Source organism: Methylobacterium sp. ME121 (assembly GCF_000974725.1).
GTDB lineage: Bacteria > Pseudomonadota > Alphaproteobacteria > Rhizobiales > Beijerinckiaceae > Methylobacterium > Methylobacterium radiotolerans.
Map to the genome: position 1 here is coordinate 32,292 of NZ_BBUX01000019.1, position 21,672 is coordinate 53,963.

The 21,672-nt window shown below is 70.2% G+C and carries 24 protein-coding genes; 17 read left to right on the forward strand and 7 right to left on the reverse strand.

Features of this window, described 5'->3' with window-relative positions; translation table 11 throughout:
- Positions 1-70: 70 nt before the first annotated feature.
- Together ME121_RS14485 and ME121_RS14490 are read left to right on the forward strand one after the other, a co-directional pair.
- Positions 71-640: an NUDIX domain-containing protein gene (locus ME121_RS14485; RefSeq protein ID WP_012317695.1), complete on the forward strand. Its 570-nt coding sequence runs from the start codon at positions 71-73 to the stop codon at positions 638-640.
- 194 nt (positions 641-834) lie between these two features.
- The gene (locus ME121_RS14490; protein ID WP_059409053.1) at positions 835-2,004 is read left to right on the forward strand and encodes an acetyl-CoA acetyltransferase; all 1,170 of its coding nucleotides are present in this window, start codon (positions 835-837) and stop codon (positions 2,002-2,004) included.
- 128 nt (positions 2,005-2,132) lie between these two features.
- On the opposite strand, the gene ME121_RS14495 is transcribed toward ME121_RS14490, so the two are convergent.
- From ME121_RS14495 to ME121_RS14505, 3 genes are all read right to left on the reverse strand, one after another.
- Positions 2,133-3,425, reverse strand: a complete 1,293-nt coding sequence (locus tag ME121_RS14495; RefSeq protein WP_012317697.1) for an O-acetylhomoserine aminocarboxypropyltransferase/cysteine synthase family protein — start codon at positions 3,423-3,425, stop codon at positions 2,133-2,135.
- 58 nt (positions 3,426-3,483) lie between these two features.
- Positions 3,484-3,870, reverse strand: coding sequence for a response regulator (locus ME121_RS14500; protein WP_012317698.1), 387 nt, complete (start codon positions 3,868-3,870; stop codon positions 3,484-3,486).
- An 85-nt stretch (positions 3,871-3,955) separates the two neighbouring features.
- Positions 3,956-4,612 carry an alpha/beta hydrolase gene (locus tag ME121_RS14505; RefSeq protein WP_010686946.1) on the reverse strand — a complete coding sequence of 219 codons (657 nt, stop codon included), beginning with the start codon at positions 4,610-4,612 and terminating at the stop codon, positions 3,956-3,958.
- A 273-nt stretch (positions 4,613-4,885) separates the two neighbouring features.
- Here ME121_RS14505 and ME121_RS14510 point away from each other — a divergent pair, with 273 nt between their 5' ends.
- The 12 genes from ME121_RS14510 to ME121_RS14565 all read left to right on the forward strand — a co-directional run bounded on the left by ME121_RS14510 (position 4,886) and on the right by ME121_RS14565 (position 15,435).
- A complete protein-coding gene (locus ME121_RS14510) occupies positions 4,886-6,055 on the forward strand; it encodes a cysteine desulfurase family protein (protein WP_059409054.1) in 1,170 nt (389 codons plus the stop codon).
- 69 nt (positions 6,056-6,124) lie between these two features.
- On the forward strand, positions 6,125-7,594 hold the full coding sequence (gene sufB, locus ME121_RS14515; protein ID WP_012317700.1) for a Fe-S cluster assembly protein SufB: 1,470 nt from the start codon (positions 6,125-6,127) through the stop codon (positions 7,592-7,594).
- A gap of 22 nt (positions 7,595-7,616) precedes the next feature.
- Positions 7,617-7,856: a hypothetical protein gene (locus ME121_RS14520; RefSeq protein ID WP_043073162.1), complete on the forward strand. Its 240-nt coding sequence runs from the start codon at positions 7,617-7,619 to the stop codon at positions 7,854-7,856.
- A 15-nt stretch (positions 7,857-7,871) separates the two neighbouring features.
- Entirely contained in the window at positions 7,872-8,624 is a 753-nt protein-coding gene (gene sufC / locus ME121_RS14525; RefSeq protein ID WP_012317702.1) for a Fe-S cluster assembly ATPase SufC, read from the forward strand.
- 3 nt (positions 8,625-8,627) lie between these two features.
- The gene (locus ME121_RS14530) at positions 8,628-9,950 is read left to right on the forward strand and encodes a SufB/SufD family protein (RefSeq protein ID WP_012317703.1); all 1,323 of its coding nucleotides are present in this window, start codon (positions 8,628-8,630) and stop codon (positions 9,948-9,950) included.
- Between the two features lie 204 nt (positions 9,951-10,154).
- On the forward strand, positions 10,155-11,399 hold the full coding sequence (locus ME121_RS14535) for a cysteine desulfurase (protein ID WP_012317704.1): 1,245 nt from the start codon (positions 10,155-10,157) through the stop codon (positions 11,397-11,399).
- Positions 11,400-11,447: 48 nt separating this feature from the next.
- On the forward strand, positions 11,448-11,831 hold the full coding sequence (locus tag ME121_RS14540; protein WP_010685953.1) for an SUF system Fe-S cluster assembly protein: 384 nt from the start codon (positions 11,448-11,450) through the stop codon (positions 11,829-11,831).
- Between the two features lie 234 nt (positions 11,832-12,065).
- Entirely contained in the window at positions 12,066-12,398 is a 333-nt protein-coding gene (locus tag ME121_RS14545; protein ID WP_058607343.1) for a hypothetical protein, read from the forward strand.
- Between the two features lie 300 nt (positions 12,399-12,698).
- Complete coding sequence (locus ME121_RS14550; protein WP_012317706.1) at positions 12,699-13,025, forward strand: hypothetical protein; 327 nt, start codon at positions 12,699-12,701, stop codon at positions 13,023-13,025.
- A gap of 274 nt (positions 13,026-13,299) precedes the next feature.
- Entirely contained in the window at positions 13,300-13,551 is a 252-nt protein-coding gene (locus ME121_RS14555) for a hypothetical protein (protein ID WP_012317707.1), read from the forward strand.
- A 172-nt stretch (positions 13,552-13,723) separates the two neighbouring features.
- Positions 13,724-14,659 carry an ABC transporter ATP-binding protein gene (locus tag ME121_RS14560; protein WP_059409064.1) on the forward strand — a complete coding sequence of 312 codons (936 nt, stop codon included), beginning with the start codon at positions 13,724-13,726 and terminating at the stop codon, positions 14,657-14,659.
- A gap of 14 nt (positions 14,660-14,673) precedes the next feature.
- Positions 14,674-15,435 (forward strand): ABC transporter permease, encoded by a 762-nt coding sequence (locus ME121_RS14565; RefSeq protein WP_041372495.1) that lies wholly within the window; start codon positions 14,674-14,676, stop codon positions 15,433-15,435.
- A 4-nt stretch (positions 15,436-15,439) separates the two neighbouring features.
- On the opposite strand, the gene ME121_RS14570 is transcribed toward ME121_RS14565, so the two are convergent.
- Positions 15,440-16,204: an alpha/beta fold hydrolase gene (locus ME121_RS14570; RefSeq protein WP_059409055.1), complete on the reverse strand. Its 765-nt coding sequence runs from the start codon at positions 16,202-16,204 to the stop codon at positions 15,440-15,442.
- Between the two features lie 116 nt (positions 16,205-16,320).
- Here ME121_RS14570 and ME121_RS14575 point away from each other — a divergent pair, with 116 nt between their 5' ends.
- Positions 16,321-17,163, forward strand: coding sequence for an FkbM family methyltransferase (locus ME121_RS14575; protein WP_012317711.1), 843 nt, complete (start codon positions 16,321-16,323; stop codon positions 17,161-17,163).
- On the opposite strand, the gene sfsA is transcribed toward ME121_RS14575, so the two are convergent.
- The gene (gene sfsA / locus ME121_RS14580) at positions 17,150-17,863 is read right to left on the reverse strand and encodes a DNA/RNA nuclease SfsA (protein WP_012317712.1); all 714 of its coding nucleotides are present in this window, start codon (positions 17,861-17,863) and stop codon (positions 17,150-17,152) included. The genes ME121_RS14575 and sfsA overlap by 14 nt on opposite strands.
- A 77-nt stretch (positions 17,864-17,940) precedes the next feature.
- Between sfsA and ME121_RS14585 the strand changes: the two genes are divergently transcribed.
- Both ME121_RS14585 and ME121_RS14590 read left to right on the forward strand, forming a co-directional pair.
- Complete coding sequence (locus ME121_RS14585) at positions 17,941-18,681, forward strand: competence/damage-inducible protein A (RefSeq protein ID WP_012317713.1); 741 nt, start codon at positions 17,941-17,943, stop codon at positions 18,679-18,681.
- Between the two features lie 43 nt (positions 18,682-18,724).
- Positions 18,725-19,594: a formate/nitrite transporter family protein gene (locus ME121_RS14590; RefSeq protein WP_012317714.1), complete on the forward strand. Its 870-nt coding sequence runs from the start codon at positions 18,725-18,727 to the stop codon at positions 19,592-19,594.
- Between the two features lie 80 nt (positions 19,595-19,674).
- On the opposite strand, the gene ME121_RS14595 is transcribed toward ME121_RS14590, so the two are convergent.
- Complete coding sequence (locus ME121_RS14595; RefSeq protein ID WP_012317715.1) at positions 19,675-20,955, reverse strand: NAD(P)/FAD-dependent oxidoreductase; 1,281 nt, start codon at positions 20,953-20,955, stop codon at positions 19,675-19,677.
- A gap of 219 nt (positions 20,956-21,174) precedes the next feature.
- Positions 21,175-21,660, reverse strand: a complete 486-nt coding sequence (locus ME121_RS14600) for a F0F1 ATP synthase subunit B family protein (protein ID WP_174805088.1) — start codon at positions 21,658-21,660, stop codon at positions 21,175-21,177.
- Positions 21,661-21,672 lie beyond the last annotated feature (12 nt).

Sequence of the window (21,672 nt, forward strand, 5' to 3'; positions counted from 1 at the left end):
CCGCGGGCTTCGGCGTTCCCGGAACCCGGAGACACGGTTCCGTGTAGGGCGATGAGGGATGGGAGTGCCCATGAAAGCTGAGATCCTCACTGTCCGCTTCGTCCACGAGGGCTGGAGCCGCTTCGGGATCGCGCGGGTGCGCCTCGCCGACGGCGCCGTCGTCGAGCGCGAGATCGAGGACCACGGCAACTCGGTCGGGATCCTGCCCTACGACCCGGAGCGGAAGGTCGCGACCCTCGTGCGCGAGTTGCGGGTGCCGCCGCTGTTCGCGGCCGGCGAGCAGGTCCAGCTGGAGGCCCCGGCCGGACTGATCGACGGCGGCGGTCCGGAGGAGAATGCCCGCCGGGAGGCGATGGAGGAGGTGGGGCTGCGCCTGCAAACGCTCGAGTTCGTCGGCGCCACCTATTCCTGCGCCAGCCTGACGACCGAGAAGATCCACCTCTACCTCGCGCCCTACGGCCGGGCGGATCGCGCGGAGGCGGGCGGCGGGGCCGAGGGCGAGCACGAGAACATCCGGGTGGTCGAGATGCCGCTGGCCGAGCTCGCCGCCCGCGCCGACAGCGCCGAGATCGCCGATCTGAAGACCCTCGCCCTGATCCTGGCGCTTCGCGCGCGCCATCCGGAGCTGTTCGCCCCGTGAGACGCCGCGCGCTCGCCCGCGGGCTGCTGACCGCACTGGTGCTCGTCGGCGTCGCGTGGGTCGCCGTCCACCTGCGCTGAACGGGCGCGGACGCTCCTCGTCCGGACGGGTCCGGCGCGTCGAAGAACCCGCGCATGTCTTGATCGCCGGCCGCGGCGGGCCCATCGTCCGGACCAGACTCGGGAGGTCACCGGATGAAGCGCGCCTGCATCGTGGGCTGGGCCCACACCCCCTTCGGCAAGCTCGAGGAGCCCGACGTCGAGGGGCTGATCGCCCGGGTCTCGGGCGAGGCTCTGGCCCATGCCGGCGTCGAGGAGGCGCAGGTCGACGGCATCTACGTGGGCTCGATGAATACCGGCTTCTCGAAGCAGGGCTTCGAGGGCTCCCTGGTGGCGGTGAGCCGGCCGGGCCTCGCCCACGCTCCGGCGACCCATCTGGAGAACGCCTGCGCCACGGGGTCGGCGGCCCTCTACGCGGCCCTCGACTTCGTCGACAGCGGCCGCGGCCGGATCGCCCTGGTGATCGGGGCCGAGAAGATGACGGCCAAGAGCGTGGCCGAGACCGGCGACATCCTGCTGGGCGCCTCCTACCGCAAGGAGGAGGCCGACATCGAAGGCGGCTTCGCGGGCGTGTTCGGGCGGATCGCGGCGGGCTACTTCCAGCGCTACGGCGACCGCAGCGAGGAGCTGGCCCGCATCGCCGCCAAGAACCACCGCAACGGCGTCGGCAACCCCTACGCGCAGCTGCGCAAGGATCTCGGCTTCGACTTCTGCAACCGGGTCTCAGAGAAGAACCCCTACGTGGCCGCCCCCCTGCGGCGCACGGACTGCTCGCTGATCTCGGACGGGGCGGCGGCCCTGGTCGTGGCCGACGCCGAGACCGCCGAGGGCCTGGAGCGGGCGATCGGCTTCCGCGCCCGGGCCCACGTCAACGACATCCTGCCCCTGTCCCGCCGCGACCCGGCGGAGTTCAAGGGCGCGCGGATGGCCTGGGAGAAGGCGCGGGCCCAGGCCGGAATCGCCAACGAGGACCTCTCCTTCGTGGAGACGCACGACTGCTTCACCATCGCCGAGCTGATCGAGTACGAGGCGATGGGCCTCGCCGCCCCGGGCGAGGGGTTTCGTGTGGTGCGCGAGGGACTCGCCGAGAAGGGGGGCCGGCTGCCGATCAACCCGTCCGGCGGCCTCAAGGCCAAGGGTCACCCCGTGGGGGCGACCGGCGTGTCGATGCACGTCATGGCCTGCCTCCAACTCATGGGCGAGGCCGGCGAGATGCAGGTGCCCGGGGCGGAGCTCGCCGGGATCTTCAACATGGGCGGCGCGGCGGTGGCCAACTACGTGTCGATCCTGGAGCGGCGGCGCTGAGGCCATCCCGGCCGCGACCACTCTCCGCCCGCCGCGGCCGTCCTTGCGAGCGGAGCGGAGCGATTCAGCGGCGCCACAGCGATCGCGATCGCGCGGCTCCGGGTCGCTTCGCCGCGCGCGATGACGGATCAGGGGAGGCGGTCCAGCGCCTGCTTGAGATCCGCGATCAGGTCGGCCTCGTTCTCCAGCCCGATCGACAGCCGCACGGTCTCCGGCCCGACCTGCGCGGCGGCCTTCTCGTGCTCCGGCAGCTGCCGGTGCGTGGTCGAGGACGGGTGGATCGCCAGCGACTTGATCTCGCCGATATTCACCAGATGCGAGATCAGCTCGAGTCCGGCGATGAACCGCAGCGCCGCCGGCTCACCGCCCTTCAGCGCGAAGGTGAAGATCGAGCCCGGCCCGTCCGGGGTATAGCGGCGGGCGAGGTCCTCGCCGGGCTGGCCCGGCAGCATCGGGTAGCTCACCCACGCCACAGCCGGGTGATCCTTCAGGAAGGCCGCCACCGCCCGGGCGTTGGCGCAGTGCCGCTCCATGCGCAGCGGCAGGGTCTCGATCCCCATGAGCGTCAGGAACGCGTTCATCGGCGACAGGCCGGGCCCGAGGTCCCGCAGGCCGAAGAACCGGCACGCCGCCGCGAAGGGGGTCGCCGGGAAGGCCTCGGTGAGCACCAGCCCGTCGTAGTCCGGCCAAGGCTCGGTGATCAGGTTGTAGCCGCCGGCCTTCGCCCAGTCGAAGCGGCCGGCGTCGCAGATCACGCCGCCGATGGTCTGGCCGGAGCCGCTCAGGAACTTGGAGGTGGAGTGCCAGACGATGTCGGCGCCGTGCTCGATCGGCCGGATCAGGGCCGGCGAGGCCAGGGTGTTGTCCACGACGAGCGGCAGATTGTGGCGGCGGGCCACCGCGGCGATCCCGTCGAGGTCCACCACCGACGCGCAGGGATTCACGATCGATTCGCAGAAGATGGCCCGGCAGTCCGGCGTGATGGCCGCCTCGAAGTCCTCGGGGGCCATGCCGCGCGCGAAGCGCGGCTTCAAGTCGTAGCGCCCGTCGAGGCGGCGCATCAGGCCGAGCGAGCCGCCGAACAGACGCGGGGATGCCACATAGGCGTCGCCGCTCTTCATCAGCGTCATGAGGACCAGCTGCATGGCGGACTGCCCGGAGGACACCGCCACCCCCGCCTTCGCGCCCTCCAGGTCGGCGATCCGGCGCTCCAGCGCGGCGACCGTCGGGTTGGAACCGCGCGAGTAGGAGAAGCCGGTCCGGCGGCCGGCGAAGATGTCGGCGGCCTGCTCGGTCGAGTCGAAGACGAAGCCGTTGGTGAAGTAGATCGGCTGGACCCGCGCGCCCGTGGCGGGATCCGGCGCCGCGCCGGCGTGGATCGCCCGGGTCGCGAAGCGGTGCGGTCGGTTCTGGTCCGTCATGGCTCTCGGTCGGGTGTTCGGGGCCCGGACCGGGTGTCAGCCCGGGCGGATCCCCGCGTCAAGCCGCGCGGCGGATGAAGGCCTGCAGGGTCCGGACCAGGGTGGTCGGCTCGTAGGGCTTCGGGATGAACCGGGCGCCCTCCGGCATGTCGTTGGGTCCGGGCGTGCCCATGCCCGATACGACCAGCACGGGAATCGACGGCCAGCGATGCGCGACGAGGCGCGCCAGTGCGAAGCCGTCCATAGACCCCTGCGGCATGTCGACGTCGGTCATCAGGACACCGACGTCGTCGCGGTTCTCCAGGACCTTCAGCGCCTTGTCGGCGTGTGTCGCCTCGACGACGGTGAAGCCCGCATCCGCGAGGGTGTCCGAGGCCTCCATCAGCAGGAGGCCGTCATCTTCCACCAGGAGAACGACGGGTTGGTCGGACGGGCTATCTGACATCAGACCTGCGAAGGTGAGTCTTAATTCCGAAGCCCGCGCCCTATTCCTCCGGGGCTCCCCCCGTCAAGGCGCGGGGCCGGATCCGTCAGGCCGCCTCCTCGCGCTTGCCGAGGCGCTTGTCGAGGTAGGTGTCGACCGTCTGGGTCAGTTCCTCGACCTTCCCGTCGAAGAAATGGTTCGCGCCCTCGACCATCTGGTGCTCGATGATGACGCCCTTCTGGGTCTTCACCTTCTCGATCACCGGCATGACCTCGCGGGCGGGCGCCACCCGGTCCTCGGAGCCGTGCACGAACAGGCCGGAGGAGGGGCAGGGAGCCAGGAAGGTGAAGTCGTAGCGGTTCGCCATGGCGGCGATGGAGATGAAGCCCTCGATCTCGGGGCGGCGCATCAGGAGCTGCATGCCGATCCACGAGCCGAAGGACACGCCCGCGATCCAGCAGGACTTCGCCTCCGGATTGACCGACTGCACCCAGTCGAGGGCGGCCGCGGCGTCCGACAGCTCGCCCGAACCGTGGTCGAACGAGCCCTGGCTGCGCCCGACCCCGCGGAAATTGAAGCGCAGGGCTGCGAAACCGCGGTTGGCGAAGGTGTAGAAAAGGTTGTACACAATTTGATTGTTCATCGTACCCCCGAACTGGGGGTGCGGGTGCAGGATGATGGCGATCGGCGCGCCGCGCTTCTTGGGGGCTTGGTAACGGCCTTCCAGGCGGCCGGCCGGGCCGGTGAAGATCACTTCGGGCATCGCTCGTCTCTCGCTCCGGAGATCGCCCGCCGGGCGATCGACGCGGCGGCGCAGCAGCCTTGACTCGTCGCGCGCGCACCATAAAAGCAGTCTTAGAACAGTTCTAGTCGATTAGAACCGTTCTAAACAAGCCGTCCGAAGCACCGCGTTGGCTACCGCGCCGACCGTGCTGGGTCGGCGGGATCTCATTTTCTCGGCGCGCCTTAGCACGGCGAGCCGGTGCGCGGGCAAGGAATTGTGACGCGCCGCAGCAGAGGGCTTAACGGAACGCGGATGAGCCGGGCACGCGCCTATCTCGACTACAACGCCACCGCCCCGGTCCGGCCGGCCGTCGCGGAGTCGGTCGCGCGCGCGCTCACGCTTCCCGGGAACCCGTCCTCGATCCACGCGGAGGGAAGGGCCGCGCGGGCAGCCCTGGAAGCGGCGCGGACCGAGGTCGCGTCTCTCGTGAACGCCCGACCCGAGCAGGTCGTGTTCACCAGCGGCGGGACGGAGGCGGCGAACGCGGTCCTGTCGGGTGCCCTCCGTCGCCGCGGCGATGCGGCACCGACGCGGCTGCTCCACTCGGCCACGGAGCATCCCTGCGTGGCGGCCGGTCACCGGTTCCCGGACGCGGCCGTGGAGGAAGTGCCGGTCACCGCCGAGGGCGTGGTCGATCTCGCCGCGCTGGAGGCGCGCCTCGCCGCTCTGGCGGACGAGACCCTGCTCCTCTCGGTCCATGCCGCCAACAACGAGACGGGCGCGGTGCAGCCGCTGGCCGAGATCGTCGAGCTGGCGCGGGCGCACGGCCGGACCCTGATCCACAGCGACGCGGTGCAGGCAGCCGGCAAGATCCCCCTCGACATCGCGGCGCTCGGCCTCGACGCGCTGACCCTGTCGGGCCACAAGTTCGCGGCGCCCAAGGGCGTCGGCGCGCTCGTTCTGGCCGAGGGCGTCACCCTGGAGACCGCCTTCCTGCGCGGCGGTGGCCAGGAGCGGCGGCAACGCTGCGGCACCGAGTGCCTGCCGGCCCTCGTCGGCATGGGCGAGGCCGCGCGGATCGCCCGCGAGACGCTCGACGGCGAGGCCGCGCGCCTGGCGGCCCTGCGCGACCGGATCGAGGCCGGCGTGCTGGCCATGGCGCCCGACGCGGTGGTGTTCGCCGCCGGAGCGCGGCGCCTGCCCAACACCCTGAGTTTCTCGGTCCCGGGCCTCGACGCGCCCTCGGCCCTGATCGCCCTCGACCTCGCCGGCGTGGCGGTGTCGTCGGGCTCGGCCTGCTCCTCGGGCAAGGTCGCGCGCTCGGCGACGCTCGCCGCGATGGGCGTCGGTCCTGACCTCGCCGGGGGGGCGCTGCGCGTCAGCCTCGGCTGGAACACGGTGGACGAGGAGGTGGCATGCTTCCTCGACGCCTTCGAACGGGCCTTGCAGCCCCTATATAAGCGGAGAGGACAGGCGGCCTGAGGGCCGCATCCCCCGCTTTCCGACAGACGCTTCCCGGTCCTTGACGCCGGAGATGCCTAGGAGACGCTGATGCCTGCCGTGCAGGAAACCATTGACCGGGTCCGCTCGATCGACCTCGACCAGTACAAGTACGGGTTCGAGACCACCATCGAGATGGAGAAGTCCGAGAAGGGCATCTCCGAGGACGTCGTCCGCTTCATCTCGGCCAAGAAGAACGAGCCCGCGTGGCTGCTGGAGTGGCGCCTCGACGCCTACCGGCGCTGGCTGACCATGAAGGAGCCGGAGTGGGCCCGCGTCTCCTACGACAAGGTCGACTACAACGACATCTACTATTACGCCGCCCCCAAGCGGCAGGGGCCGGAATCGCTCGACGAGATCGATCCCGAGATCCTGAAGACCTACGAGAAGCTCGGCATCCCGCTGCGCGAGGTCGAGGTGCTTGAGGGCATCGCGCCGGAGCGCCGCGTCGCGGTCGACGCCGTGTTCGACTCGGTCTCGGTGGCCACCACCTTCAAGAAGGAGCTCGAGAAGGCCGGCGTGATCTTCATGCCGATCTCCGAGGCCGTGCGCGAGCATCCCGAGCTGGTGAAGAAGTACCTCGGCTCGGTCGTCCCGGTGACCGACAACTTCTTCGCGACGCTGAACTCGGCCGTCTTCTCCGACGGGTCCTTCGTCTACATCCCGCCGGGCGTGCGCTGCCCGATGGAGCTGTCGACCTATTTCCGCATCAACGAGCGCGACACCGGCCAGTTCGAGCGCACGCTGATCATCGCCGACAAGGGCTCTTACGTCTCGTATCTGGAGGGCTGCACCGCTCCGAAGCGCGACGACAACCAGCTCCACGCCGCCGTGGTCGAGCTCGTCGCCCTGGACGATGCTGAGATCAAGTACTCGACGGTCCAGAACTGGTACCCGGGCGACAACGACGGGAAGGGCGGCATCTACAACTTCGTGACGAAGCGCGGCGATTGCCGCGGCGCCCGCTCGAAGATCTCGTGGACGCAGGTCGAGACCGGCTCGGCGATCACTTGGAAATACCCGTCCTGCATCCTGCGCGGCGACGATTCCCGCGGTGAGTTCTACTCGATCGCGGTGTCGAACGGCATGCAGCAGGTCGATTCCGGCACCAAGATGATCCATCTCGGCAAGAACACGACGAGCCGGATCATCTCGAAGGGCATCTCGGCCGGCCGGTCGCAGAACACCTACCGGGGCCTCGTCTCGGCGCACCGGAAGGCCAAGGGCGCGCGCAACTTCACGAACTGCGACTCCCTGCTGATCGGCGACCAGTGCGGCGCGCACACCGTGCCCTACATCGAGTCGAAGAACGCCTCGGCCGTGTTCGAGCACGAGGCGACTACCTCGAAGATCTCCGAGGAGCAGAAGTTCTACTGCCAGCAGCGCGGCCTCTCCGAGGAGGAGGCGACCGCGCTCATCGTCAACGGCTTCGTCCGGGACGTGCTGCAGCAGCTGCCCATGGAGTTCGCCGTGGAGGCCCAAAAGCTGATCTCGATCAGCCTGGAAGGCTCGGTGGGCTGACCGCCTGGGCGGATACGACGAGGTGCTGCGGGCGGCCCATCGGCACAGCGCGCGGCACGCCGACGAGGTGAGGAGCAGCGTCCTGTGCGGATGCTTCTTCTGCCTCGAAGTTTTCGCGCCGGACGAGATCGCGGGCTGGATCGCCGATGACGGCACCGCCCTCTGTCCCCGGTGCGGCATCGACGCGGTGATCGGCGACCTCTCCGGCTACCCGGCTGGGAACGCCGCGTTCCTGCGGGCGATGCGGGACGAATGGTTTTGAAGGACTTGGACTGACATGCTGGAAATCAAGAACCTCGTCGTGCAGATCGAGGACAACCGCATCCTGAACGGCCTCAATCTGACCGTGAACGACGGCGAGGTCGCGGCGATCATGGGCCCGAACGGCTCGGGCAAGTCGACCCTCTCCTACGTCATCGCCGGCAAGGAGGATTACGAGGTCCTCGACGGCGAGATCCTGCTCGACGGGCAGAACGTGCTGGAGATGGCCGCCGACGAGCGCGCCGCGGCCGGCGTGTTCCTGGCCTTCCAGTACCCGCTGGAGATCCCCGGCGTCGGCACCATGACCTTCCTGAAGGCCTGCCTGAACGCGCAGCGCAAGGCGCGCGGCGAGGCCGAGCTGTCGACCCCGGACTTCATCCGCGCGGTGAACGGCGCGGCCGACAAGCTCGAGATCAACAAGGAGATGCTCAAGCGCGCCCTCAACGTCGGCTTCTCCGGCGGCGAGAAGAAGCGGATGGAGATCCTCCAGATGGCGCTGCTGCAGCCGAAGTTCTGCGTGCTCGACGAGACCGATTCCGGCCTCGACATCGACGCCCTGCGCATCGTCTCCGAGGGCGTGAACGCGCTCCGCGACCAGGGCCGCTCGTTCCTGGTGATCACCCACTACCAGCGGCTGCTCAACCACATCGTGCCCGACACCGTGCACGTCATGTCGAAGGGTCAGATCGTGAAGACCGGCGGCAAGGAGCTCGCCCTCGAGCTCGAGGCCTCCGGCTACGCCGAGTACCGCACCAGCGAGGCCGCCTGAGCCATGGCCGACGTGACCAACCTCCGCTCCCCCGCCGAGGCCGGCCTGTCGAAGCTGTTCGAGTCGGCCCGCCAGAGCTTCGCCAGCGAGAAGGCGATCGCCCGCGAGGAGGCCTTCCGCTTCTTCGAGGCGACCGGCCTGCCGAGCCGGCGGGTCGAGGCGTTCAAGTACACGGACCTGCGCGCCGCCATCACGGAGGCCGCGCCCCCGGCCGAGGCGCCGAGCCTCGACGTCGCCGAGGCGGCCGTCGCCCGGGCGAAGGGGTTCTCCGGGATCGAGGCCGCGCGCCTGACCTTCGTGAACGGCCATCTCGTCCGCGAGCTGTCGGACCTCGACGGGATCCCCGAGGGCGTCACGGTCGTGCCGATGTCGGACGCGCTGACGCGGGCGCATGTCGACCTGAAGCAGCTCGCCCCGGTGCCGCAGGCCCGGGAGAACCCGGTCTACCAGCTCAACACCGCCTTCCTGGCCGACGGCGCCCTGATCACGGTGGCGCCCGGCGCGAAGCCGGCGCGGCCGCTGCACCTGCGCTTCGTCGGCGCCGGCGATGCCCCGTTCTCGACGGCGACGCGCGTGCTCGTCCAGCTGGGCGAAGGCGCGGAGTTCAGCCTCCTGGAGAGCCACGAGGGACCGGACGGCCTCACCTGCCAGCCGAACGACGCCCTCGACGTGGTGGTCGGCCCCAGGGCCGCCTTCCGTCACACGCGCCTGAACACGGAAGGTGATGCCACCATCGCGCTCTCGACCCTGTCGCTGAAGGTCGAGGCCGAGGGTCAGGTCGAGACCGTCAACCTCGTGACCGGGGCGGTGCTGTCGCGTCACCAGATCTTCGTCCACGTCGCGGGCGAGGACACGAACCTGGTCGTCAACGGCGCCGCCATGCTGCGCAAGGGCCAGCTCGCCGACTCGACCCTGCTCGCGGACCATGCCGCGGTCGGCGGCGTCGGCCGCGAGCAGTTCAAGTGGATCATCGACGGCGACGCCACCGGCGTGTTCCAGGGCAAGATCATCGTCCGTCAGGCCGCGCAGCAGACCGACGGCAAGATGAAGTCCGACTGTCTCCTCCTCACCGACGAGGGGCAGATGATGAACAAGCCGGAGCTGGAGATCTTCGCCGACGACGTGGCCTGCGGCCACGGGGCCACCTGCGGCGCGCCGGACGAGGATCTGCTGTTCTACCTGATGGCCCGCGGCCTTCCGCGCGCGACTGCCGAGAGCCTGCTCGTGCAGGCCTTCGTGGGCGAGGCCGTGGAAGCGGTGACGCACGAGGGCGCGCGCGCGGCTCTGATCGGCGCGATCGAGGCTTGGCTCGAGGCGCGGGGCTGACCATCCCGGCCGGCCCCCTCACGGGACCGGCCGCTTCTCCGAACCTGGATCTCTGCCCGAGATGTCCGCGTCGGCGGGCCCCGAGCGAGGGATCCAGGGCTCGCAATGCCAGCCGGAGGCCTCCGCCGAGGCCTCCGCTTCGCTCCGGCACCTCAGGATGAGGGCTGTTCCCGGGATCGGCGAAGTCTTCGGAAGGTCGCGACCATGAACGCACCCGTCCTCACCCCCGCCTACGACGTCGAGGCGATCCGGAAGGATTTCCCGATCCTGGCGCAGCAGGTCTACGGCAAGCCGCTCGTCTACCTCGACAACGCCGCCTCGGCGCAGAAGCCCCGGCAGGTGATCGACGCGATGGTCTCCTGCATGGAGACCGGCTACGCCAACGTCCACCGCGGCCTCCACTACATGGCGAACGCCGCCACGGAGGGCTTCGAGGGCGCGCGCGAGACCACGCGCCAGTTCCTCAACGCCGCCTCCACGGACGAGATCATCTTCACCCGCAACGCCACCGAGGCCTACAACCTCGTGGCCTCGTCGATGGGCTGGGCCGGCCTGATCGGGGAGGGCGACGAGATCATCCTCTCGATCATGGAGCACCACTCCAACATCGTGCCCTGGCACTTCCTGCGCGAGCGCCGGGGCGCCGTGATCAAGTGGGCGCCGGTGGACGACCAGGGCAACTTCCTGGTCGAGGAGTACGAGAAGCTGTTCTCGCCCCGGACCAAGATGGTGGCGATTACCCACATGTCGAACGTGCTCGGCACCGTGACGCCGGCCGCCGAGATCGTCCGCATCGCCCACGCCCACGGCGTCCCGGTCCTGCTCGACGGTGCGCAGAGCGCGGTGCATCAGCCCGTCGACGTGCAGGCGCTCGATTGCGACTTCTTCGTCTTCACCGGCCACAAGGTCTACGGACCGACCGGGATCGGCGTGCTCTACGGCAAGAAGGCGTGGCTGGAGCGCCTGCCGCCCTATCAGGGCGGGGGCGAGATGATCCGGACGGTGAGCGAGGACGCGATCACCTACAACGATCCGCCTCACCGGTTCGAGGCCGGCACCCCGGCCATCATCGAGGCGGTCGGTCTCGGCGCCGCGCTCGAGTACATGATGACGCTCGGGCGCGACGCGATCGCCGCCCACGAGGCGAAGCTCACCGCCTACGCGCAGGAGCGGCTCGGCGCGATGAATTCCCTGCGCCTGATCGGGACCGCACCGGGCAAGGGCGGCGTGATCGCCTTCGAGATGAAGGGTGCGCACGCCCACGACATCGCCACGGTGATCGACCGGCAGGGCGTCGCCGTGCGCGCCGGGACCCACTGCGCGATGCCGCTGCTCAAGCGGTTCGGCGTCACCTCGACCTGCCGCGCCTCGTTCGGGCTTTACAACACCACCGCCGAGATCGATGCCCTTGCCGAGGCGCTCGGCAGGGCAGAAATGCTGTTCACCTGATACTGGGATGAGGCTGGTCCCGCCCGCGGGCCCGGGGAGAGTGAAGCGATGAGCACCGACGCCACCATCACGGGCGGCATGAACGCCCCCGCCGTCGCCGGCGACTCGACGATCCCGCAGGCGGAGCTGGACCGCCTGACCGACGACATCGTCGCGGCGCTGAAGACGGTCTACGATCCCGAGATCCCGGCCGACATCTACGAGCTCGGCCTGATCTACAAGGTCGATATCGGCGACGATCGGAACGTCGCGATCGACATGACCCTCACCGCGCCCGGCTGCCCGGTGGCGGGCGAGATGCCCGGCTGGGTCGAGAACGCGGTGTCCGCCGTGCCGGGCGTCCAGTCCTGCGCGGTGACCATGGTGTTCGATCCGCCGTGGGACCAGAGCCGCATGTCGGACGAGGCCCGCGTCGCCCTCGACATGTGGTAGGCCGTCACGGCACCTCACGGCTTCCTGAAGACGCGTCCCGGGCGCGGCGCGGCGCCCGATCTCCGTTATACCGGAAGCGCTTGCGCCGCGTGCTCGACGTGGGCGTGGCGCTTCGATCGCGGCGCGATCCGGGCCATCTACGTAGCCGTTAAGGTCCCGCTAACCATGACCCCGCAGATCGGGGGCCGGCCGCCGCGAGAGCGGCCACTCCCTCGATACGGTTGGTGGAAGCGGATGGCTGCGGGCTACGTGGTCGCGGCGTTCTTGGAGGCGGCCGGGCTGGTCGGCCTCGTGATCGCCGTGCTCAAGATGCGGACGGAGCGGCAGGCGCGGGCCGCGGAACTGCGGAGCTTTCTCCGCTCCGGACAAATCCCGACCGTCGACACCGCCGGGATGCGCCGTCTCGCGGGCTCCGCCTCGCGCGCGACCGCCGTCCCGTACACGTCCGGCCGGGGCGACGGTGCGACCGCCCGTCCGTCGGCCGCCCGCGCGGCGCTCGGGCGCGCCTTCACGTCCGGCGGCCCGGCGCCGCGGGCCGGGATGACCGGCGCGATCAGCGCAGGATGATGTCGAGACCGCTGCCGAACAGGACCACGGCGCTGAGCGTCAGCATGAATTTCAGGTCTTCGAGACGGGCGCTCATGATCGATCCTCGATGTTCGGCCGACTGGCCGCCGTTCCGATGATCGATGATCACCAGATTAACGAATCTTTCGCGAGTCCTTTCAGGATCCGTTAGGGATTTACCGACGGTTTCCCTTTGCTAACGTTACCGATGTGTTAAGGCGCGGTCAGGAGCCGTCGGCCCAGTCTGGTCCGGCGACGCGGCCCGGGACGGGCCGGCCGGAGCGCACGAAGGTTCGAGCCATGTCTCCACGTCCGCGCACAACCATCGGGCGGGCCGTCGACTGGATGTTTCGCGACCGGACCACCGGCGCGATCACCGTCGCGCAGTGGCCGAACCTGCCGCTCTGGCTGTTCGCGGGCCTCAGCCTCGCGGTCTGGCTGGCCCAGGACAGGGGACAGCTGGCCTCGTGGCTGCCGACCTCCTCGCTGTCCTTCGGGGCCGACATCGCACTGACATGGTGGGCGATCGACGAGCTCGTGCGCGGCGTGAACCCCTGGCGCCGGATCCTCGGTGCCGCGACCCTTCTCGGTCTGGCCGCGCTGATCACCTTCCGGCGCGCGGCCTAGTGCCGGAACTCTGCGACCGGCAATTGTATTTCTTCGAGGCAATTCAGCACGGAATCTGCTCCGCCTTCGCCGATTGCGGGAGATCGGCACGACATCTCGCATCGAAATCGCCGGCCGCGTGTGCCGCGCCGAACGGCCCTGCCGAGGCGAAACTATAACGGTAGGTTGCACCCACCGAGAAAGTGTGAATGGTCGTGCCGCGCGCCGGGTGATCGGCGTCTGCCGGGCATACCGTGCATCCGAGCTCGACTGAAGGATTGGCCTCGAAGAGATCATGACGGACGCGGGCGGATTCGATCTCGACGGCGCGGCGAAATCTGCTCACGAGCGGGACGTGCTGCTTCGCCAGATCGCCGACGCGCTGAACATCCCGGTCTCGATCTTCCGGAGACCGCCGGGCGCTTCCGCGCCCCGCGGCCCGAGCGCCGCGGAATGCACCGCCCTGCTGAACGCCTTCTCGCGCATCGAGGACCCGGAGCTCCGAAAGGAATGCCTCGCGCTGGCGGAGCGCTTCAGCCGCACGTGAGCGGCGGGCGTCCTCGCGGTGCGGTGGCACACACGGGCTCGGTCAGCGCCGGAAAGTCCGCGTGCTATAGGGGCGCCCGCCGCCGGTGGCGTCCCGCTCGGTCGGCCAACCGCGTGTCCGGTGCCGGAATCCTGGTCGCCGGTCGCGTGCATGCCCCCCCTCGCGCCAGGCCCTGATGCCGATCATCTCCATCTCGAAGCTGTCGAAGACCTACACGTCCGGCTTCACCGCCCTGCGCGACATCGACCTCGCCATCGAGCGCGGGGAGATCTTCGCGCTGCTCGGTCCGAACGGGGCGGGCAAGTCGACGCTCATCAACATTGTCTGCGGCATCGTCACCGCGAGTTCGGGGACCGTTCTGGTCGACGGCCACGATATCGTGGCCGATTACCGCGCCGCGCGCCGGGCCATCGGGCTCGTCCCGCAGGAACTCACCACCGACGCCTTCGAGACGGTGCTGAACACCGTGAGCTTCTCCCGCGGCCTGTTCGGGCTGCGGCCGGATCCCGGTCACATCGAGCGGATCCTGCGGGCGCTCTCCCTCTGGGACAAGCGCGACAGCCGGCTGATGACCCTGTCGGGCGGCATGAAGCGGCGGGTGCTCATCGCCAAGGCGCTGTCGCACGAGCCCCGCGTGCTGTTCCTCGACGAGCCCACGGCGGGCGTCGACGTCGAGCTGCGTCAGGACATGTGGCGCCTCGTGCGCGACCTGCGCCAGCAGGGCGTCACCGTCATCCTCACCACGCACTACATCGAGGAGGCCGAGGAGATGGCCGACCGCATCGGCGTGATCCGCCGGGGCGCGATCATCCTGGTGGAGGAGAAGGCCGCGCTGATGCGCAAGCTCGGGCGCAAGCAGCTCACCCTGCATCTCCAGCAGCCGATCGCCGCGGTGCCGCCGGAGCTGGCCGATTACGGCCTGGCGCTCGGCGGTGAGGGGACCGAGCTGGTCTACACCTACGACACCCGCGCCGAGCGCACCGGCATCACCGGGCTCCTGACCGGCCTGGCGGCCGCGGGCATCCGCTTCAAGGACCTCCACACCGAACAGAGTTCGCTGGAGGACATCTTCGTGGGCCTCGTGCGCGACGAGAGGGCACAGGCATGAGCGCGGCGTTCAGCATGAACTGGCCGGCGGTCCGGGCCATCTACCTGTTCGAGATGGGGCGCTTCTGGCGCACCGCCGGGCAGAGCATCCTGGCCCCCGTCATCTCGACAACCCTGTACTTCGTGGTCTTCGGCGCAGCGATCGGCTCCCGGGTCTCGGCGGTCGACGATGTGCCCTACGGGCTGTTCATCGTGCCCGGCCTGATCATGCTCTCGCTGCTGACGCAGAGCATCTCGAACGCCTCGTTCGGCATCTATTTCCCGCGCTTCGCCGGCACGATCTACGAGATCCTGTCGGCGCCGATCTCGCCGCTGGAGGTGGTGCTGGGCTTCGTCGGCGCAGCGGCCTCGAAGTCGATCCTGATCGGGCTGATCATCCTGGCGACCTCGGCCCTGTTCGTGCCGCTGCGGATCGACCATCCGCTCTGGATGATCGGCTTCCTGCTGCTCACCGCGGTGACGTTCAGCCTGTTCGGCTTCGTCATCGGCCTGTGGGCGGACGGGTTCGAGAAGCTGCAGCTGGTGCCGCTCCTCGTCGTGACCCCGCTCACCTTCCTGGGCGGCAGCTTCTACGCGATCGGCATGCTGCCGCCGTTCTGGCACGCGGTGAGCCTGCTGAACCCGGTCGTGTACCTGATCAGCGGGTTCCGCTGGGCCTTCTTCGGCAAGGCGGACGTGAACATCGCGATCAGCCTCGGCATGACCGCGCTGTTCCTCGTGATCTGCCTCGGCCTCGTGACCTACATCTTCCGCACGGGCTACCGGCTGAAGAGCTGAGGCCTCACGGCTGCGCGGCCAGGAAGGCCAGCACCCCGTCCCGGTGCGGCTTGGCGCCGACCGCCGTGGAGTGGTCCTTGCCCTCGATCTCGAGGGCCCGGGCGTCCGGGATCAGGGCGGCGAGCCCCGGGCCCGAGCCCGCGACCGTGTCGAGGGTCCCGACCGAGACCAGGACCGGCACCTCGATCTGCGCGAGCTCCCCCCGGCTGAGCGTCTGGCGCGAGCCGCGCATGCAGGCGGCGAGCGCCCGCAGGTCGCTCCGGGTCTGCTCGGCGAACATGCGGAAGGCCGCGGCCGTCGGGTTCGGCGCGGGCGTGCCGGCCGGCGCCTCCAGCGCCTCGGCGATGCCGGACGGCAGGCCCTTGCCCTCGATCAGGTGCATCCCGAGGCCGCCGATCAGGGCCGAGCGCACCCGGTCCGCGTGGTCCAGCGCGATATGGGCGGTGATCCGCCCGCCCATCGAGTAGCCCATGACGTGGGCGCGCGCGATGCCGAGATGGTCGAGGAGCCGGATCGCGTCGCCGGCCATCGCCTCGGAGCTGTAGGCGGCCGGGTCGTAGAGCTTCTCGCTCTCGCCGTGGCCGCGGTTGTCCAGCGCGATCGCGCGGTAGCCCGCCTGGGTCAGGGCCTTCACCCACTGGGTGTTGACCCAGTTGACCGCGTGGTTCGACGCGAAGCCGTGGATCAGCAGGATCGGCTTGCCGGCCCCGTCCGCCGGCGGCACGTCGATATAGGCGATCCGCACGCCGTCGGAATTGAAGGACTCCATGCCGCGCAACCTGTGTTCATCAAGCTCGGCCACGGCTTAGACCACCCGGGCGCGCGGGAGCAACGCGGATCGATCCGCTTGCGGGTCGCGGCGCCGGCTGGCAAACCGCCCCGGTCATGACGGACACGCAGCCCTACGGCACCTACGAACCGTCCGGTCTCGTAGCGGCGATCACCCGCCGCACGAACCGGATCCCGGCCGAGTCCTGGTACGGGCGGCGCCTCGCGCTGTTCCTGCGCCGGATCGCCATCGCGCGGCTCGGCGGCAAGCCCCTCGACGTGACCCGCTACGGCGCGCGGATGCGGCTGCACCCCTACAACAACAACTGCGAGAAGAAGGTGCTCTTCACCCCGCAGTTCTTCGATCCGGAGGAGCGGGCGCTGCTCCGGGAGCGCCTGCCGCAGGACTGCGTGTTCCTCGACATCGGCGCCAATGTCGGCGCCTACGCCCTCTGCGTCGCCGCCTTCTCGGGCCCGGGCGCGCGGATCGTGGCGGTCGAGCCGCAGCCCGACGTGTTCGATCGCCTGACCTACAACATCGCCCAGAACCCGTTCCACACCGTCAAGGCGGTCGCCTGCGCGGTGGCCGACAAGGCCGGCGAGCTCACCCTGTTCATCGATCCGCGCAACCGCGGCGAGTCGAGCCTGCGCATCGTCGGCACCAACGAGGGCGCGCGGATCACCGTGCCGGCGGTGACGCTGCTCGACCTGCTGCACAGCGAGGGCCTGACCCGGGTCGACGCCATCAAGCTCGACGTCGAGGGCGCCGAGGACCTGATCCTGGAGCCGTTCCTCCGCGAGGCGCCGGACGCGCTCCTGCCGCGGATCCTGCTGGTCGAGAACGGCACCGGCCAGTGGCAGCTCGACCTGCTGCAGCACTTGGCGAGCTACGGCTACCACGAGATCGCGCGCTCGCGGCTCAACCTGATGTTCGAGCGCGGCGCCGTCAGGGCGGCGTGATCACCGGGATCTCCTCGGCGATGGCGACGCCCTCCGGCCCGACGGCGCAGCGGTAGGCCCTGACCGCGACGCCCGCCGCGCGCGCCTCCCGGAACGCCCGGTCGAAGGCCGGATCGATGTCCCGGGCGACGTCGAAGGCCTCGGCCCGCATCTGCACGACGATGACCACGAGCGCCCGGCCGCCGTCGGCCACGACCTGGGCCAGGTCGCGCATGTGCCGGGCGCTGCGGGCGGCCTTGCAGTCCGGGAACTCGGCCAGACCCGCCCGCCGCATCAGGTGGCAGTTCTTGACCTCGACGTGGCAGGGCCCGGCCTCCGCGCCGCTCGCGAGGAAATCGACCCGGCTGGCCTCGGCGTAGCGCACCTCGGGCCTCAGCGCGTCGTGGCCGGCGAGCGCCGCGATCGCGCCGGCCCGGAAGGCCTCGGCGACGAGCGCGTTCGGCCGCTGCGTGTTGATGCCGACCCACTGCGCCCCGCCGGGGAGCTCGGCCTCGACCAGTTCCCACGTGAGCGGGAGCTTGCGCGCCGGGTTGGACGAGCGCGACAGCAGCACGCGGGCACCCGGCGCGTTCAGCCCGAGCATGGCTCCGGGATTGGGGCAGTGGACGGTGACGCGGCCGTCGTCGGTGTCGATGTCGGCCAGGAAGCGCTTGTAGCGCTGCACGAGCCGTCCCGGCACGAGCGGCGCGGCGAACTGCATGGGGTCCTCGGGGTTCACGTAGTCGGGGGCGGCGGTTGCGCTATGTGCCTGCCGGATCCGCCCGACACCAGAGACCCATGAGCCAGCCTTCCGAATCCGTCACCGCCGCTATCCTCGTCATCGGCGATGAGATCCTCTCGGGTCGAACCAAGGACAAGAACATCGGCACGATCGCCGACTTCCTCACCGCCGCCGGGATCGACCTGCGCGAGGTGCGGATCGTGCCCGACGAGGCCGCCATGATCGTCGAGGCGGTCAATGCCCTGCGCAGCCGCTACACCTACCTGTTCACCACCGGCGGGATCGGCCCGACCCACGACGACATCACCGCCGATTGCGTGGCCGAGGCCTTCGGGGTCGGCATCGACGTCGACGAGCGCGCCCGGGCGATGCTGCTGGAGCGGCACAGGCCCGAGGATCTCAACGAGGCGCGCCTGCGCATGGCGCGGATCCCGTTCGGGGCCGACCTCATCGCCAATCCCGTCTCGAAGGCGCCGGGCTTCCGCATCGGGAACGTCCACGTGATGGCCGGCGTGCCCAGCATCATGCAGGCCATGCTGGACTCGATCGCCCCCACGCTGACGGGCGGCGCCGCGATCATCTCCGAGACGATCGAGGCGGCCGGTCTCCCGGAGGGCACCTACGCGGGCGGGCTCGGGGAGATCGCGAGAGCGCGGCCCGCCGTCTCGATCGGCTCGTATCCGGCGATCACGCCGGAGGGCTTCCGCAACCGGATCGTCGTGCGCAGCCGGGATCGCGAAGCCCTGGCCGAGGCGCGGAGCGCCGTCGAGGCGCTGCTGGCGCGGCTCTCGGCCTGACTTGTCCCATCCGATCGATCGGGTTGCGTAGCGGAGCTGTCGGATGGTGCGGGACAAGGACAAGCGGGCCAATCCCGAGGCGCGGCGGGACGAACTGCTGAAGGAAGTCTCCGAGATCGGCAGGCCCGACGCCTACGTGCTGCACGAGGTCATACGTCTCGAGGGCGACGAGGAGTTGCGGCGCCACGGCCTCGCGCTGTTCCTCTCGGCGTTCTCCGCCGGCCTCAGCATCGCCCTGTCGCTGATCGTACCCGGCGTCCTGCGCAGCCACCTGCCGGAAACCGACTGGGCCAAGATCGTCAGCTCGATGGGCTACGCGGTCGGCTTCCTGGTCGTCGTTCTCGGGCGCCAGCAGCTCTTCACCGAGAACACCATCACGCCGATCCTGCCGCTGCTGCACGACCGCTCCGTGAAGACGGCTGTCCGTGTCATCCGGCTCTGGATGATCGTGCTGTCGGGCAACATCCTGGGAACGCTCGCGATCGCGGCGCTGCTGGCCTATTCGGGCGCCTTCGAGCCGCCGGTCCTCAGGGCCTTCGCGGAGATCAGCCACGACGCCATCGCGCACGGCTTCTGGGTGACCTTCATCAAGGCCGTCTTCGCCGGGTGGATGATCGCCCTGATGGTCTGGTTCCTGCCGGCCACCGCCAGCGCGGCGCCGTTCGTGATCCTCCTGATGACGTGGCTGGTCGCGCTCTGCAGCCTCGCCCACATCGTGGCCGGCTCCGTCGAGGCCTTCTACCTCGTGGTCACGGACGCCGCGTCGCTGCACGACTACGCGGTGAAGTTCTTCCTGCCGACCCTCCTCGGCAACACCTTCGGCGGCGTGACGCTGGTGGCGGTGCTGAACTACGGGCAGGTCGCCCCCGAGGTCGAGGAGACCAAGGCGGTGGAGGGCGAACGGCCGGATTGAGGCCGCGGGACGCGGATCGCCGGCGCGAGCCGCTGCCGGCACGGCGCGGCCCCCGGGACTCCGGATCCGCGCCGGCCGCCTCAGTCGAGCCGCACCGGCGGGCTGATCAGGTGGTCAAGATCGTCGAGGACCCACGTCATCGTCCCGCGCAGCGGCCCGTAGAGCCCGATCTGGTGCTGCCGGTACAGGAGGTCGTGCGTCAGCCGCGCCGAGAGCCCGTTGAGGTGCCCGCCGCCGAAGGTGTAGCGGCCGAGGGTTCCCCAGCCGTTGAAGTCGGCCAGCGAGACGATCGCGCCCTTCTCGACGTAGTGGAACGGCGGTAGGTCCGAGGCCGTCCCGTCCCCGCGCGCCAGCGCGCGGCCGAGATGCCGCGCGAGGTGCTGCGCCTCCTGGCGGGCGGCCTGCGCGGTCGCCGGTACGGGTCGGCCGGTCCGGGGATCGGTGAGGCTTGAACAGTCGCCGAGGGCGACGATGGCCGGATCCCGGGTCGTGCGCAGGTCCGGGCGGACGACGAGCTGCCCGGTCCGGGAGCGCTCCAGGCCGTCGAGGCCGGCGAGCACGTCCGGCGCCTTCACGCCGGCGGCCCAGACCTTCAGCCCGGCCGGGATGCGGCTGCCGTCCTTCAGGACGAATCCCTGCGCGTCCGCCGCCGTCACCGTCGCGTTGGTCCGGACCTCCACGTCGAGATCCGACAGCGTGCGGGCGGCGGCGCGGGAGACCTTGTCGGGGAAGGCCGGCAGCAGGCGCGGCCCGCTCTCGATCAGCGTCAGGCGCAGGCGCCCCGGCAGGTCGGGCGAGCCGTAGTCGGCGAGGAGGTTGATGGCGTGCTTGAGCTCGGCGGCCAGCTCGACACCGGTCGCACCGCCGCCGACGATGGCGATCTGCAGCAGACCGCCGCCGTCGAGCCGGGCCAGGAGATGGCACCGCAGCTGTTGGTGGAAGTGCTCGGCCTCGGTCAGGTCGTCGATCGTCAGGCAATGCTCGGACACGCCCGGCGTGCCGAAATCGTTGGCGCGGCTGCCGATGGCGAGCACCAGCAGGTCGTAGGCGCGCTCCACCTCCGGGAGCCCCTCCGCGGCCTCGACCGCGAGCCGGACGCGCCTGGCTTGCCGGTCGATGCCGACGAGGGCGCCGGGCTGGAAACGGAAGCCGTTGCGGCGCGCCTGGGCGAAGAAGTCCACCTTCTGCCGGTCGGCCCGGGCGGTGCCGGCCGCGAAGGTGTGCAGCATCGGCTTCCAGACATGCGAGAGGCTGCGATCGGCGAGGGTGACGTCGGCCCGCCCGCCGCGTCCGAGGCTCGTGGCCACCTCGATACCGGCGACGCCGCCGCCGACGATCACGATCCGTGGTCTCTCCGCCATGACGTCTCCGCATCCTCACCGATCGGGAACGCCGGTCACGGCCTCGGTGTTCGCCGCGGGCCGCGCCGATCCCGCCCGTCGTCGGCAGCACCTCTTGCGCGGCGCGTCCCCCGACCCGGCGCCGGCGGAGACCGCATCGGCGCGCGCCGGGAGGGCCGTCGCCCATGAAAAAAGCCGCCCGGAGGCGGCTTTCTCGAACGTCGCGGCGCTGCGTCCGGTTCAGGAGCGCATGCGGGTCCGCACCTCGCCGAGGCTCGCGCGGATCAGGTTCTGGGCGGCGTCGCCCTGCATCCGCTCGCGCAGGATCGTCTCGGAGACCTTCACGGCAGCCTCCGCGGCGGCGGCGCGGACCTGAGCCTCGGCCTGGGCCTCGGCCTGAGCGATCTTGGTCTCGGCGGCCTTGGTGCGGCGGGCGAGGAAATCGTCCAGCTTGCGGTGACCCTCCTCGGCGGCGCGCTCGGCCTCCTCCCGGGCACCGGCGACGATCGCCTCGGCCTCCTTCTCGGCCTCGGCGCGGCGGCGCTTGTAGTCGGCCAGCACGGCGGCGGCCTCCTCGCGCAGGCGCTTGGCCTCGTCGAGCTCGTGGCGGACGCGGTTGGCGCGGCCGTCCAGGCCCTTGGTCATCGCCGAGAAGGCGCCGACCTTCCAGGCGATGCCCATGAAGATGAAGAACGCGACGGCGACCCAGAATTCGGCTTCGAGCAGCATCGTGGGATC

Bases quoted from the DNA above. Each gene is read 5' to 3' on its own strand.
- ME121_RS14535 (WP_012317704.1), top strand. From the start codon at position 10,155: ATGAACGCACCCGTCCTCACCCCCGCCTACGACGTCGAGGCGATCCGG.
- ME121_RS14570 (WP_059409055.1), bottom strand. From the start codon at position 16,204: ATGGAGTCCTTCAATTCCGACGGCGTGCGGATCGCCTATATCGACGTG.
- ME121_RS14555 (WP_012317707.1), top strand. From the start codon at position 13,300: ATGACGGACGCGGGCGGATTCGATCTCGACGGCGCGGCGAAATCTGCT.
- sufB (WP_012317700.1), top strand. From the start codon at position 6,125: ATGCCTGCCGTGCAGGAAACCATTGACCGGGTCCGCTCGATCGACCTC.
- ME121_RS14565 (WP_041372495.1), top strand. From the start codon at position 14,674: ATGAACTGGCCGGCGGTCCGGGCCATCTACCTGTTCGAGATGGGGCGC.
- ME121_RS14510 (WP_059409054.1), top strand. From the start codon at position 4,886: ATGAGCCGGGCACGCGCCTATCTCGACTACAACGCCACCGCCCCGGTC.
- ME121_RS14490 (WP_059409053.1), top strand. From the start codon at position 835: ATGAAGCGCGCCTGCATCGTGGGCTGGGCCCACACCCCCTTCGGCAAG.
- ME121_RS14575 (WP_012317711.1), top strand. From the start codon at position 16,321: ATGACGGACACGCAGCCCTACGGCACCTACGAACCGTCCGGTCTCGTA.
- ME121_RS14590 (WP_012317714.1), top strand. From the start codon at position 18,725: ATGGTGCGGGACAAGGACAAGCGGGCCAATCCCGAGGCGCGGCGGGAC.
- ME121_RS14505 (WP_010686946.1), bottom strand. From the start codon at position 4,612: ATGCCCGAAGTGATCTTCACCGGCCCGGCCGGCCGCCTGGAAGGCCGT.
- ME121_RS14530 (WP_012317703.1), top strand. From the start codon at position 8,628: ATGGCCGACGTGACCAACCTCCGCTCCCCCGCCGAGGCCGGCCTGTCG.
- ME121_RS14550 (WP_012317706.1), top strand. From the start codon at position 12,699: ATGTCTCCACGTCCGCGCACAACCATCGGGCGGGCCGTCGACTGGATG.
- ME121_RS14540 (WP_010685953.1), top strand. From the start codon at position 11,448: ATGAGCACCGACGCCACCATCACGGGCGGCATGAACGCCCCCGCCGTC.
- ME121_RS14495 (WP_012317697.1), bottom strand. From the start codon at position 3,425: ATGACGGACCAGAACCGACCGCACCGCTTCGCGACCCGGGCGATCCAC.
- ME121_RS14595 (WP_012317715.1), bottom strand. From the start codon at position 20,955: ATGGCGGAGAGACCACGGATCGTGATCGTCGGCGGCGGCGTCGCCGGT.
- sufC (WP_012317702.1), top strand. From the start codon at position 7,872: ATGCTGGAAATCAAGAACCTCGTCGTGCAGATCGAGGACAACCGCATC.
- sfsA (WP_012317712.1), bottom strand. From the start codon at position 17,863: ATGCAGTTCGCCGCGCCGCTCGTGCCGGGACGGCTCGTGCAGCGCTAC.
- ME121_RS14500 (WP_012317698.1), bottom strand. From the start codon at position 3,870: ATGTCAGATAGCCCGTCCGACCAACCCGTCGTTCTCCTGGTGGAAGAT.
- ME121_RS14485 (WP_012317695.1), top strand. From the start codon at position 71: ATGAAAGCTGAGATCCTCACTGTCCGCTTCGTCCACGAGGGCTGGAGC.
- ME121_RS14585 (WP_012317713.1), top strand. From the start codon at position 17,941: ATGAGCCAGCCTTCCGAATCCGTCACCGCCGCTATCCTCGTCATCGGC.
- ME121_RS14545 (WP_058607343.1), top strand. From the start codon at position 12,066: ATGGCTGCGGGCTACGTGGTCGCGGCGTTCTTGGAGGCGGCCGGGCTG.